The organism is Sutcliffiella horikoshii, assembly GCF_019931755.1.
Lineage (GTDB): Bacteria > Bacillota > Bacilli > Bacillales > Bacillaceae_I > Sutcliffiella_A > Sutcliffiella_A horikoshii_E.
Window position 1 is genome coordinate 2,363,594 of sequence record NZ_CP082918.1, and the last position, 13,342, is coordinate 2,376,935.

A 13,342-nucleotide genomic window follows, 5' to 3' on the forward strand; every position below is an offset into this window, starting at 1 on the left:
ACTTATGATTGCTCTTTAATCTTTTCTACTTTTTCAGATAGTTCTTCCCATCTGTTCATTGCCTCTTCCAACAGTTGGTTGGTTTGGTCTTGTTCTGAAAGCCACTTGCTGACCTTTTCATAATCGCTTCCTGCGGTTGCAATCTCTGTCTCGATGGTTTCAAGCTTTTCCTCAAGCTCCATAATTTTTTCCTCTATTGTCTCCCAGTCTTTTTGTTCCTGGTAGGACAATTTCAAGGTTTTTTGTTTTTGTCGTGTTACAGTTTGTGTTTCTTTTTTTGCTTGCTCTAACTGTTTTTGCTCTTTACGCTTTAGTTGTTGATCTTGAACATAATCTGAGTATTCGCCGAAAATCCTTTTAACGTTACCGTCACCTTCAAGGATAAACAGTTCATCAACGACTTTATCTAAGAAATAGCGATCATGGGAAACGGTTATGACAACTCCAGGGAATTCTTCCAAATATCCCTCTAAAATGGTCAATGTCTCCGTATCCAAATCATTTGTCGGCTCATCAAGCAGCAAGACATTTGGCTGTGACATGAGTATTCTTAATAAGTATAACCTTTTTCTTTCGCCTCCTGAAAGTTTCCGTATCGGAGTCCCGTGGGAATGCGGAGGAAAAAGAAAACGCTCGAGTAACTGTGACGCACTGATGTGCTGACCGTCTTCGCCTTTAATGACTTCAGCTTCTTCTTTAATATATTCTATCATTCTTTGATCAAGATTCATTTCCTGCTGCTCTTGGGTGTAGTAACCAAGTTTAACCGTCAATCCAATATCCACTTTACCGTGGTCAGGTGAGATTTTCTGAGCAAAGATATTTAAAAGAGTAGATTTCCCAACCCCATTTGGTCCGACAATTCCTACTCTGTCTTTTTGCTTGATCAATAAGCTAACATTTTTCAGAATAACCTTGCTTTCAAATTGAAGCGAAACATCTTCTATTTCCATTACTTTTTTTCCGAGTCTTGCAGAGCCCGTCAGAAGTTCTAATTCACCTGTGGAGGTAGAGGAGGATACTTTCTCATCCAAGTCCTCAAAACGTTTAATTCTTGCTTTTTGTTTTGTCGTTCTGGCTTTTGCTCCTTTTCGCATCCATTCCAACTCTTGGCGATAGAGGCTCTTCTGTTTTGCTTCCACTTTAAGCTCTTCTTCCTGCCTGATAGCTTTTGCTTCCAGATAATCTCCATAATTTCCCGAATAAGTATAAATGGATCCATTATGCAACTCAAATATTTTGTTTGTTACCTTATCAAGGAAATAGCGATCATGCGTTACAAGCAGCACCGCTCCTTGGTATTTACTCAGGTAGTCTTCCAGCCATTCGATCGCCTCAAAATCAAGATGGTTGGTAGGCTCATCCAAAATTAGCAAATCGGCAGCTTCCACCAACGTTTGTGATAGGGCGACACGTTTTTTTTGTCCACCAGAAAGGTTGGATATTTGCTGGTTAGTATCCGTAATTCCCAGTTTATTGAGAATGGCCTTGGCATTTGAGCTTGCATCCCATGCTTGGAGTTGGTCCATTTGTGATTGCAGCTTAGCAAGTTGATCCTGAAGTTTTTCGTTCAGCGGGTCAGCTTGGATTTGCACTAGGAACTTTTCATATTGCCTAATAACATTGTTTGTATTTGAGTCTTTGCTGAAGATTTGTTCCATTACAGAAAAAGTCTCATTTAATTCAGGCTGTTGAGACAGAAACCCAATTGTATAGTCATTGGAAGTAGTGATAGTTCCTGCATCAGGAGTTTCTAGTCCAGCGATGATTTTTAATAAGGTCGATTTCCCTGTACCATTTACACCTATAAGGCCGACTCTTTCTTTTTCCTGTATACTGAAAGAAGCATTTCCGAGAAGCACTTTTTCCACATATGATTTTGATAAATCTTCCCCAATCAACATTTTCATTTTGTTATATCTCATTCCATTCTTTCATAAATTGATCTACAAACTTCATCATAAATTCGTGGCGTTCCGAAGCAATCTTTTTCGCTTCTTCCGTTTGAAGTGTATCTTTTAATAGAAATAACTTTTCATGGAAGTGATTGATAGCAGTGGACTTTTCCCCTCGGTACTGCTCATAGGTCATAGATGTTCTAGCCTCTATCAGGGGATCGTACATCGCTTGTCCTTTTGCTGCCGAATACATGAATGTTCGGGCAGTCCCGATGGCACCTAGTGCATCAAGCCTGTCCGCATCTTGGACAATTTTCCCCTCAAGTGAGTCAAGTACTACCCCATTACCACCTTTAAACCCAATGTTTTCAATTGTATATATAATTTCATCTATATGTATTTTAGTTAGTGGCAGTTCAGACAATAGTGCAGCTATTTCTTCTTTGGCCTTGTCTTTATTTGCAGTTATTTTGTCATCCAGTACATCATGCAAAAGTGCAATGATCTCTACCATTAGAAGATTTGCTTTCTCTTCTTTTCCAATATGTAAGGCAAGTCTTCGGACTCTTTGGATATGAAACCAGTCATGTCCTGTACTGTCATTGTTGAATATCGATTCTACGTATTCTTCTACTTTATGTATCACTAAATGTAACTCCCTTTTTCATTTGATTCCTTTTCATTTTAACATGTTAAAGTCAATATCTATACCATTTCGCAATGGATGTCATTTCTTAAGTGTAACATATGGGTGATTACTTTCATAAAATGGGCTGAGACTGCTTTATTACTTTTAGTTATTGGTTTATACACCGCTGTTGATTTCCGCAAATGGCTTCGCTTTCCAAGGGGCGCTGCTGGAACTCACGGACCGCCCGCAGGCAAGCGAAGCGCCTGGAACGGAAATCAACTGGATTATAAACTCGCTTATCATCAAAAAAGCTAACGGCAATGTCTGGGTTAGCAGACGTTGCGCATTAGCTAGAAAGGAGAAAGATATGAATTTCCCATGGATTATGAACCGTACTCAGATTGGAACTGCCTGGTTTGGGACTCATATTGTCCTTATAAGATGCAATTATATAACCAATCAAGTGGTAGCGGTAGCCAAGAGTGACCATGCACCGTTCGAACCAACTGCTAACAGCTGTGCTGAAACGTTGTCCAGATATCTTAGTATTGGTTATACCTTAATAGGAGCCTATCCTCTTGGTGATAAGGAAGTCCAATATGTCCTTCAATATCGCTGATTTTTACTCGTTGTACCAGGAGATGCCGATTGTGTTGACTCCAGCATGTACGGCAATGGCCGTAGATAACGGAAAGCGGTTAATCGGAATATCAGGATATTTCCCCCTAAGGTTGTCCACTAGTGCGTCCGCTTCTTCTGTATTTGTTCCATGAAGGACAAACAGCTCTTTTATAGTAGAATTCGCTTGGGCCTCATCTAAGAAATCCACTATTTTTGATAGCGCTTTCTTCTGTGTGCGTACTTTTTCCGCGACATCCAGTTTGCCATCTTTAATTTGTATGATTGGTTTTATTTGAAGCAGACTGCCTAATAACTTTTGAACTCCAGACATTCGGCCGCTTCGATGCAACTGTTCTAAACTGCCTATCAGAACGTATATGTCACATTTAGTGGCTAATTCATTTAAATATTCCACAATTTCTTCATGTGATTTTCCTGCTTCTTGCGCCTCAATTCCCTTTTTCACCATTGCAGATAAGGGAAAGGAAATGACTTTGGAATCTATGGTATCAACAGGAATATCCACAAGCTCCCCTGCCTGTGTACTAGATGACACGGTTCCGCTCAAATGACTGGATAAATGGACAGAAATGATCCGATCGTATGATTCTGACAATTTATTGTACAACTCAACAAATGCACCTACAGAAGGTTGCGATGTTTTGGGTGGCGTGTTACTCGCCTCAAGTTTTGTATAAAAATCCTCTAATGATAGTGTCACACCATCAAGAAATTCCTCTTCTTCAAAGTAGACCACCATCGGAATGCTGTATACATCAGGATGATTTGTCAACATCTCGTCCAAAAACGCCGTGCTATCTGTAACCCATGCTATTTTCTCCATTAATAACTCCCCCTGTTCTCTATCTTTTTTCCTATTTTATTCTACTATTCTGATAATAATTCTTGCAACCGTGGAAATACCTTTAGTGCAGTGTCATGAAAAACTGCTTGATGGTAGTCTTTTGGAATGATTTCTTTTATAAACGAGAGATAGGATCCGACGGTAATAAGTGGCCAATCGGTACCAAACATCAATTTTTCGTAATGGTCGCAATAATCCAGTGCATGTAACAGATGTTGAAGAAATCTCGTTTTCTTATGACGGTTTATTTCCTGATTGGTACCAACAATCAAGCCGGAAAGATCGGCATACATATTTTTATTTTTATATACGACTTCCGCACCATCCAATACCCATGGATCCCCGAAATGTGCCATCACAAACGTCACATCTCTGTTAAACACCGCTACCTCGTCTAAAGTCAAAGGATGAGAATACTTTAATAGTCCTCTTTCTGAGTAGGTATCCCCTGTGTGGAACACAACCGGTAAATTATATTTGGCAGCCAAGCGGTATACTGGGACATAGACTTCATCATATGCGTAAAAAGGGTAGTAACCCAAATATATTTTCATTCCTACCACATTTCGCTTCTGAATTTCCCTTTCTAAACTTTGTATATTCTCTTCCTGTAATTTATAAGGATTTATCCCGGGACAATAGCCCATGGTTGGAGGAATGGAGTTTGCCAGATTCAATCCCATCGGTGTATTACTTTTATAATCAGGGAATGCATTTGGCTCTGTCTCTGTGACCCCCATTGCCACGGCCCCTACCACATTATAATCTTTCCATTCATTAAGAAGTCCTTCATATGTATAGGAGAGTCGGGATATGTTATCAGCGGTGTCCTGAAAGCTCTTTATTTTAGAAAAATGGACATGGGCATCAATAATCTTCAATAGGTTACTCCTTTCTTTGAATAGTGATATTATTATTTATTCGATAGTAATATAGAAAAACCCTTCTCTATTTTAAGAAAAGGGTTTGCTTTTATATTAACTTTAATAATGCAGACTTATTCTTATGCCTGAAAAAATAGGGATGAAATTATTATAGTAATTTTTCAATATCATTTTTCATTTTTGATGGGGAAGTTGCGGATGCAAAGCGTTCCACTACTTTTCCGTCTCTGTCAACCAGGAACTTTGTGAAATTCCATTTTACTGCTTTAGATCCCAACAATCCCTTTGCATTTTCTTTTAAATAGTCAAATAGTGGGTGAGCATCCTCTCCGTTCACATCCACCTTTGAAAACATCGGGAAAGAGACACCATAATTCAACTGACAAAATTCATTTATGTCTTCTTCTTTACCAGGCTCTTGGTTTCCAAACTGGTTACATGGAAAGCCAAGTACCATAAACTTTTTGTCCTTGTATTCTTTGTACAGCTCCTCCAGCTCTTCAAATTGTGGTGTGAAGCCACATTTGCTTGCTGTATTGACAATCAATAGAACATAATCTTTATATTCTGAAAGCGGGACTTCATTTCCTTTAATATCGAGTGCAGAAAAATCATAGATTGTTGTCAATGTAATCACCTCATTTTTCTTTTCATTATGGATGAAGGTTTTTTCTCTGTCCATTAATTGTGTGTTTATTCACTTAGAATAAACCTACCGCTTTTCCTTTTTCATCAACATCCATCTTCAGTGCTGCCGGTTCTTTCGGAAGTCCAGGCATCGTCATGATGTTACCTGTTAATGCAACGATGAATCCTGCGCCAACGGAAGGCTTCAGCTCTCTAATAGTAACCGTGAAGTTCTCTGGCCTCCCAAGCTTTTTCGCATCATCTGTCAGTGAATATTGGGTCTTCGCCATACACACTGGCAAGTGCCCCCATCCTTCTCCAACTATTTGCTGAAGTTGTTTCTGTGCAGCTGGCAACAACTCCACACCTGATCCTCCGTAAACATTCTTCACAATTGCCTCAAGCTTTTGTTCAAGCGTATCCTCTGATTGATAGAGCGGTGTATAGGCAGGCTTTTTAGTCTCCATTTGTTCAAGGACCGTTTGGGCTAGCTCTAGACCACCATCTCCACCCTGCTCCCATACTTGGGTAAGGGCCATAGGAATTTCATTATTTTGACACCAGTTTTTCACGAACTCTATTTCAGCAGCAGTATCTGTTATAAATTCATTAAGGGCTATCACATATGGCAGGCCGAACTTTTCTACTGTTTCCACATGTTTTTTTACATTTTCAATCCCTATACTCAGCGCTTCAAGGTTCTCTTCTTTTAACTGATCTTTTGACATGCCTCCATGCATCTTAATGGCACGGATCGTAGCTACGATGACCACTGCCTCGGGATTAAATCCAAGCGCAGGCGTTTTAATGTGCAGGAATTTTTCCGCGCCAAGATCTGCTCCGAACCCGGCTTCTGTGACCACGTAATCCCCTAGTTTTGCTGCCATTTGTGTCGCAATCACACTGTTACATCCATGAGCTATGTTGGCAAAAGGACCTCCATGAATAATGGCAGGCGTATGTTCCATCGTCTGTACAAGGTTTGGCATGCAAGCGTCTTTAAGAAGTAACGTCAAAGCACCTTCTACTTTTAAATCCTTTACTGTCACTGGTTTTTTATCTAAGTCGTATCCGATGACAATTCTAGCAAGTCTCTCTTTCAAATCAGCTACATCTTTTGCCAAACAAAAAATCGCCATAATTTCAGAAGCAACCGTAATATCAAAGCCATCTTCTCGAGGAACCCCTTGTGTTGGTCCGCCCATTCCGATGACTACTTTTCTCAGCGAACGGTCATTGAGGTCAAGGACCCTTTTCCAAGTAATTCTTCTTGTATCAATCTTTAAGTCATTTCCCTGATGGATATGGTTATCAATCATCGCAGCTAGCGCATTATTTGCCGTCGTAATGGCATGGATATCCCCTGTGAAATGAAGGTTGATATCTTCCATCGGCAACACCTGGGAGTACCCTCCCCCAGTTGCTCCTCCCTTCATTCCCATCGTTGGTCCAAGTGAAGGTTCGCGCATAGCAATAATTGTATTTTTTCCTAGCTTGTTAAGGGCCTGTCCAAGTCCAACTGTGACTGTAGATTTCCCTTCTCCGGCCGGAGTAGGATTTATCGCCGTAACTAAAATCACTTTACCATTTTGTTTATTATGTAAACGTTTCGTAATGTCAAGGGAGAGCTTTGCTTTGTACTTTCCATAAAGCTCTATTTCATCTTCTTCAATATCAAGCAGACTTGCAATATCCATAATCTTTTTCATAGAAGCTTGCTGGGCAATTTCAATATCGCTCTGCACTGCTGTCTTGGTATGCTTCATCCTTCATTCCCCCGTTATAAATGATAGACTTTTTTGTTTTTTTACAATGCTATTATTGTACCACTATTCCTGAAAATTATGGATTGGTTCTGCACTTATAATTAGCAGCGAGAAAATTTACGTAAAATTTAAAAAACTATTAATTCTACATAATAAATGGTTGATAGAATTTTTAGTAGGTAAAATTGGATAGGAGGCTTAAAGATGAGGAAAAAAGGGCTGAAGATTATTATTTTGACTGCTTCTTATGGAAACGGCCATCTGCAGGTAGCTAATTCACTTTATCAAGAATGTCTAAATAGGGGCTTAACAGATGTAAAAATATGCAATCTTTATGCAGAATCACATCCATTCATTTCAGAAGTGACAGAAAATCTATATACAAAAAGTTTTACGTATGGGAAGCAATTCTATAAGCTGTTTTATTACGGAACGGATATCATTCAAAATAAAAAGATGCTACGTTGGTATTATCAGTATGGACTTAAACGACTCACTTCCCTAATCCAATCAGAAGAACCCGACATCTTAATAAACACCTTTCCCATTAACGCTGTACCTGAATTCCGTCGCCGGACTGGAATTGTCATACCCTCCTTTAATATCATTACTGATTATTGCCTACACAGTCTTTGGCTCCATGATGATATTGATAAATATTATGTTGCCAGCAATGAATTGAAAGCAAAGGTTCATTCACGCGGGGTACCTGTTTCCAAAGTTGTGGTAAGCGGCATCCCCATCCGTCCTGCCTTTTCTCAATCGTACGATAAACAGGCTCTTTATGAAAAGTATCATATAAGCCCTGAGAAAGACTTAATCCTCTTAATTGCAGGAGCACATGGTGTGCTTAAGAATATTAAAGACGTTTGTGAAACTCTTCTGTTAAGTACTGATCACCAATTGGCGGTAGTATGCGGCAAAAATCTTTCATTAAGAAACGAGTTGGCACAACTATATAATAGTTACTCAGGTAGGTTTCATTGCTTCGGGTATCTGGAGAGAATCGATGAACTTTACAAGCTGGCAAATGTTATGATTACTAAGCCAGGTGGCATTACACTAACAGAGGCAACCGCTACCGGAACACCACTCATCCTTTATAAGCCTGTCCCTGGTCAGGAAAAAGAAAATGCACTATTTTTTTCTGAAAAAGGAGCAGCACTGATCGCCAAGAATCATGATGAGTTAGTGCTTCATATTAATACATTACTTCAAAGCAAACAGAATCAATCTTCTCTTCAGTCATCAATTGAAAAATTGTATCTGCCAGCATCTCAAGAGGTGATTATGACCGATATTCTCAAAGAGAGCGAAAATATTGCGAGAATTAATTATTCCTCTACTATTAAATCACCGAAAAAAAAGCTTGGGAGCTAATATTTACGCTTCCAAGCTTTTCTTGTTATATTATTCCGATTCACTATTGCCTTTGGCTTTTACACCTTTACTTTTGTAAGGTTTATTGCTTTTGGCCTTGTTGGCTGCTTTCTGCCAGCGGCTCCATCCCTTTTTGCCTGTTCCGCGGCCAGTTCCTCCGCCCTTGCTCTTTCCACTACTCATTTGTTTCACTCCTATATATATAACAACTAAGATTGTGATTTCGTTAAACATCTAGCTTACTACATTAGAGTGATTTAGCAAAGGGTTTTTATGTGGAGGAGTGCTATTCGCCTGTTGTGTAGACTTCTTCAAACGGCTGCACTACCACAAATCCGTTACCTGCGAATTTCATTTGAATCGATTCGCCGCTTCCTCTTCCAAGGAAAGTTTTCAATTGCACATCTGTAACAAACTCCGGTTGAAGGTTTCCTGACCATGCTACCGTTGCATTTGGATCTGTATAAACAGGCTGTCCTGGATGTACCATCAAAGTAAGAGGCTCATAGTGTGAGGTAAAGGCAACCATGCCCTGACCTTCCAATCTTACATTGAATAGACCACCAGCCATCATACCTGCCACTCTTCTCATAAGCTTAATGTCCCAGTTCAATCCCTTCTCAAAAGCAAGCAGATCGTTGCCATTGATATATATGCTGTCACCTTCGAGATCAAGAATCGTAATTTTTTTACCCTGATCGGCAATATACAGTTTCCCTTTCCCTGAAGCCTTCATAAGTTGTGAACCTTCCCCAGTAAGAGCCTTTTTCATCAGTTTCCCAAAACCGTGTTCTAACATACCTTCTCGTTGAAACTTGATGGCCCCTTCATTGGAGATCATCGAGCCCATTTTGGCCCAAATATCTCCATTAAGATTCACCTCAAGTATCCTTTCCGTCTCTAACTCAAATAGACCTTGCCCTTTATCCTCTTGCCTGCTTTTTTGAATAAATTGCTGAATGGAGTATTTAGACATAAACGAATCGCCCCTTTATTTTTTCTGGAATTCAAAAACCCACATGAACGTTAAAGCTTGTTTTAAAAAACGAGGTAAATTAGTGGTATCGAGTTTTTTAGCTTCTTCCTTATATACGGGCATCCCGTCCAAAAGTTCCCAACCTTCTTCTAGAGCAAGCCGTTCAAACTCCCACGGCATCATGGTGTTGCAGATTGCTTCTTTTCCATACAGCCTTTGGTAGCTATGTGCCCTTGGTCCGGCAGTGGGCCCCAACAATCCCAAAAACAATTTCCCTCCTGGCTTTAACACTTTATGAAATTCTTCTAACACTTGAAGAGGTTGTTCTACCCACTCGATAGAATTAATGGCCATCACGGCATCCATGGAATCATTCTCTAATGGTAGTTCCGTCAAACTCCCTTTTTGAAAATTAATGTTTGTATGTACCCGTTTTTGTACCGCTCTTTCTATCATGGCTTCTGCTATATCCACTCCTGTTACATGGTACCCGCTCTCAGCCAGTAAGAAGGAACCAAAACCATCTCCACAGCCTGCATCCAACACATGAGCTTCTTGTCTTAACCTCTCTTTTATAAAAGGAATGATCGTTTTCCTGCTACCGTTTAACCACATATTTTCACTGTTTTCGTGCCAAAAATCTGCTCGCTCATTCCAAACCTTCTCTGTTTCTTCATTCCAATTGAACTTCTTCATACGAACCCTCCCCATTTGAAATCGCCAATAACTACTAAGCAACTGAATAATTTTATTCTACAAGGAAACGCTACAATCGTATAGAGAAAGGAGGATCTACTTTGAGCGAAACATTTGTAGCTGTTCAGAAAAATGGCGATGGTGATATCACAGGGTTTAAGACATCCAGCGGCAGAGTTCTCTCCTATCAAGAAGCTGTAAACGACGTAAATCAAGGCACTGTCCTCGGAGCAAATGTGTTTAAAGGTAAGGACGGCGATATGTATATAAGAGGAAACGCCGACGGGGATCCAACAAACAACCTGGATAACTTACCTTTATTCTAAACTTTCAGAAGGAGCCAACAATCATGACGAAGAAGAATAACAAAGGCGGTAGCCAAAATCAGAACAGCCCTACAAGCAGCTTTACAGCCGGGAGCGAAAAAGTTGCCGGGGATAATAGCAAAGGCAATAAGCGTAATAAGGATCAAAAAGATAAAACAGAATTATAATACTTAGGAGCTGCCATTTAGGCAGCTCTCTTATTTTTTCTCCACATACCCAAAAAATCCTATATAATTTCATTAAGAGTTATTCCATTGAAACTGTAAATGTAAAGGAGCCGTGCATCATGTATATACCTAAGCAATTTAGAAAAGAAGAAACAAGCGATATAGTCCAATTTATCCGAGCAAACAGCTTTGGAGTATTATTCTCTCAACATAACGGAGTGCCCACCGCTACACATTTGCCATTCATCATATCTACTGAAGAGGACGGCAGTATTACACTACTTTCCCATATGGCTAAGGCGAATCCTCAGTGGAAAACCATGGACTCTAAAGATGCACTAGCAGTATTTAACGGGCCTCATGCCTATATTTCTGCTTCCTGGTATGAAGAAGAGAATACTGTTTCCACTTGGAATTATGTAAGTGCCCATGCACATGGGAAAGTAGAAGTTATACAAGACGACCAGGCACTATTACATATCTTGAAAGAAGCAACAGATTTCTACGAAGAAGGGTTCGAGAAACCTTGGAGATTGGAAGATAACCGCGAAACTGTCGAAAGTATGTTAAATGGAATTGTAGGGTTAAGGATGAGAGTGGAAAACCTTCAAGGTAAGTGGAAGTTGAACCAACATCATTCAACAGAAAGAAAAGAGCGTGTCATCCAACAACTAAAAAAACAACCACACTATGACTCAAATGAAATTGCTAGATTAATGGAATTAGAGCTACAACCTAAAAAAGAGGAGGCTGGGACAAAACCCTCCTCTAAACTGAAAAAGCCGGTGAGATTTTACAATGAGTAAAATTTCACCGGCTTTGTTTATTTTGGAATTAAAATAAGGACCACTTCTGATAAAATAAAGTTACCACACCAAATCTCATCGGAAAGAAGGGTCCTTATGTTTAAAAATTATATCATGAATCAAATAGTTTTGCCTTTAGATTTAGAAGTGAAATTACAAAAAAATGATATTGCCTTCCATGTCCATCACTTAGTTGAAAGTATCCCTCACGAAGTGTTCGAACCATTTCTCCGAAATGAAGGCTGCCCAGCTTATCATCCGCGTATGATGCTTAAAATTATCTTATGCGCCTACACACAATCAGTTTTTTCAGGACGTAAAATTGAAGCCTTAGTAAAAGACAGTATTCGTATGATGTGGCTAGCTCAAGGATATGAACCAAGCTATCGCACCATCAACCGATTCCGTGTGCAACCAGAAGTGAAAGAATTAATTCGCGAGTGTTTTGTCCAATTCCGTTGCCAATTGGTTGAAGAAAAACTCATTGATCAAGAAGCCATTTTTATTGATGGTACAAAGATTGAAGCAAATGCGAATAAATTTACATTTGTATGGAGGAAATCTATCGAGAAATATCATGAAGGTTTAATTGAAAAGTCAAACCAGTTATACAACGAGCTTCTTAAGAAGGAAATCATCCCTGAAATGGAACGTGAAACTGCTGAACAATTAACAGTGAAAGAGCTCGCTCAATTGGTTCAAAAAGTAGACGAAGTTGTAACCGAGTATGATAAAAAAATTGAAGCTACCTCAGACATTCCTAAACGAAAAGCCTTAAGAGGTGAGCGCAAATATCCGAAACAAGTCCGTAAACAATTGATTGATTTTGTCGTACGTAAACAGAAATATCAACAAGACTTAGAAACCTTTGGTACACGTAATAGCTACTCTAAAACAGATACCGATGCGACATTCATGCGAATGAAAGATGATTATATGAAAAACGGACAATTGAAAGCTGGGTACAATGTACAAATCGCCACGGAAGGTCAATACACGCTAGCCTATAGTTTGTTTTCAAACCCAACAGATACCCGTACGTTGATACCATTTCTAGATGAAATCGAGCAACATTATTTTGAGTTGCCGAATCACATTGTCGCAGACGCAGGTTATGGCAGTGAACAAAACTTTACCGATATTCTTTACAACAGAAAACGAGAAGCACTTATTACCTATAATCTATATTTGAAGGAACAAAAGAAAAAGTACAAACAAAACACATTTAACCCCGACAATTGGGAGTATGATGAAGAAACAGATACCTATACATGCCCAAATCAAAAACGACTTACATTTCAATACCACTCTACTCGCAATGATCGTACAGGCTTTGAACGGAAGTTCAAAATCTATGAGTGCGAAGGCTGTTTTGGGTGTCCATTCCGTTCAACGTGTACCAAAGCAAAAGAAGGCAACAATCGAAAACTTATGGTGAATGAGAAGTGGGAGCAACAAAAAGAATATGTAAGATCTAAGCTTTCAGAAGAGAAAACGAGTTCCATCTATCGAAAACGCAAAATCGATGTGGAACCAGTTTTTGGATTTTTGAAGGCTAATTTACGTTTCGCTCGATTTTCTGTGAGAGGAAAATCGAAGGTCGAAAATGAAATGGGCCTCGCGTTAATGGCAGTGAATTTGAGGAAATTCACTGCCAATCACTGAGGGAGTAGGAACTCTTACTCCTAAAATTAGAAAA

General features: G+C 39.4%; 15 protein-coding genes. 6 read left to right on the plus strand and 9 right to left on the minus strand.

The window, feature by feature from the left end; translation table 11 throughout:
- Positions 1 to 2 precede the first annotated feature (2 nt).
- Positions 3 to 1,910, minus strand: a complete 1,908-nt coding sequence (locus K7887_RS12015) for an ABC-F family ATP-binding cassette domain-containing protein (RefSeq protein WP_223489469.1) — start codon at positions 1,908 to 1,910, stop codon at positions 3 to 5.
- A gap of 4 nt (positions 1,911 to 1,914) precedes the next feature.
- Entirely contained in the window at positions 1,915 to 2,544 is a 630-nt protein-coding gene (locus tag K7887_RS12020; RefSeq protein WP_223489470.1) for an HD domain-containing protein, read from the minus strand.
- A gap of 172 nt (positions 2,545 to 2,716) precedes the next feature.
- Here K7887_RS12020 and K7887_RS12025 point away from each other — a divergent pair, with 172 nt between their 5' ends.
- Positions 2,717 to 3,148 (plus strand): hypothetical protein, encoded by a 432-nt coding sequence (locus K7887_RS12025; protein ID WP_223489471.1) that lies wholly within the window; start codon positions 2,717 to 2,719, stop codon positions 3,146 to 3,148.
- 3 nt (positions 3,149 to 3,151) lie between these two features.
- Here the strand turns inward: K7887_RS12025 and K7887_RS12030 are convergent, their stop codons facing one another.
- From K7887_RS12030 to K7887_RS12045, 4 genes are all read right to left on the minus strand, one after another.
- Positions 3,152 to 3,994, minus strand: a complete 843-nt coding sequence (locus K7887_RS12030; protein WP_223489472.1) for a DegV family protein — start codon at positions 3,992 to 3,994, stop codon at positions 3,152 to 3,154.
- A 44-nt stretch (positions 3,995 to 4,038) separates the two neighbouring features.
- On the minus strand, positions 4,039 to 4,896 hold the full coding sequence (locus K7887_RS12035; RefSeq protein WP_223489474.1) for an amidohydrolase family protein: 858 nt from the start codon (positions 4,894 to 4,896) through the stop codon (positions 4,039 to 4,041).
- A gap of 151 nt (positions 4,897 to 5,047) precedes the next feature.
- The gene (locus K7887_RS12040) at positions 5,048 to 5,581 is read right to left on the minus strand and encodes a glutathione peroxidase (RefSeq protein ID WP_223489475.1); all 534 of its coding nucleotides are present in this window, start codon (positions 5,579 to 5,581) and stop codon (positions 5,048 to 5,050) included.
- A gap of 19 nt (positions 5,582 to 5,600) precedes the next feature.
- Positions 5,601 to 7,292: a formate--tetrahydrofolate ligase gene (locus K7887_RS12045; protein ID WP_223489476.1), complete on the minus strand. Its 1,692-nt coding sequence runs from the start codon at positions 7,290 to 7,292 to the stop codon at positions 5,601 to 5,603.
- Between the two features lie 204 nt (positions 7,293 to 7,496).
- On the opposite strand from K7887_RS12045, the gene K7887_RS12050 reads away from it, so the two are divergent.
- The gene (locus tag K7887_RS12050; RefSeq protein WP_223489477.1) at positions 7,497 to 8,672 is read left to right on the plus strand and encodes a diglucosyl diacylglycerol synthase; all 1,176 of its coding nucleotides are present in this window, start codon (positions 7,497 to 7,499) and stop codon (positions 8,670 to 8,672) included.
- 30 nt (positions 8,673 to 8,702) lie between these two features.
- Here the strand turns inward: K7887_RS12050 and K7887_RS12055 are convergent, their stop codons facing one another.
- The 3 genes from K7887_RS12055 to K7887_RS12065 form a co-directional block, all read right to left on the minus strand.
- A complete protein-coding gene (locus tag K7887_RS12055; RefSeq protein ID WP_223489478.1) occupies positions 8,703 to 8,855 on the minus strand; it encodes a DUF3934 family protein in 153 nt (50 codons plus the stop codon).
- A gap of 103 nt (positions 8,856 to 8,958) precedes the next feature.
- Positions 8,959 to 9,648: an AIM24 family protein gene (locus K7887_RS12060; RefSeq protein WP_223489479.1), complete on the minus strand. Its 690-nt coding sequence runs from the start codon at positions 9,646 to 9,648 to the stop codon at positions 8,959 to 8,961.
- 15 nt (positions 9,649 to 9,663) lie between these two features.
- Positions 9,664 to 10,344 (minus strand): class I SAM-dependent methyltransferase, encoded by a 681-nt coding sequence (locus tag K7887_RS12065; protein WP_223489480.1) that lies wholly within the window; start codon positions 10,342 to 10,344, stop codon positions 9,664 to 9,666.
- Positions 10,345 to 10,445: 101 nt separating this feature from the next.
- Here K7887_RS12065 and K7887_RS12070 point away from each other — a divergent pair, with 101 nt between their 5' ends.
- From K7887_RS12070 to K7887_RS12085, 4 genes are all read left to right on the plus strand, one after another.
- Positions 10,446 to 10,670: a DUF3892 domain-containing protein gene (locus K7887_RS12070; RefSeq protein WP_223489482.1), complete on the plus strand. Its 225-nt coding sequence runs from the start codon at positions 10,446 to 10,448 to the stop codon at positions 10,668 to 10,670.
- A gap of 23 nt (positions 10,671 to 10,693) precedes the next feature.
- Positions 10,694 to 10,837, plus strand: a complete 144-nt coding sequence (locus K7887_RS12075) for a hypothetical protein (protein ID WP_223489484.1) — start codon at positions 10,694 to 10,696, stop codon at positions 10,835 to 10,837.
- Positions 10,838 to 10,956: 119 nt separating this feature from the next.
- Positions 10,957 to 11,643 carry an FMN-binding negative transcriptional regulator gene (locus tag K7887_RS12080; protein ID WP_223489486.1) on the plus strand — a complete coding sequence of 229 codons (687 nt, stop codon included), beginning with the start codon at positions 10,957 to 10,959 and terminating at the stop codon, positions 11,641 to 11,643.
- Positions 11,644 to 11,739: 96 nt separating this feature from the next.
- On the plus strand, positions 11,740 to 13,308 hold the full coding sequence (locus K7887_RS12085; RefSeq protein ID WP_223489488.1) for an IS1182 family transposase: 1,569 nt from the start codon (positions 11,740 to 11,742) through the stop codon (positions 13,306 to 13,308).
- Positions 13,309 to 13,342: the final 34 nt, after the last annotated feature.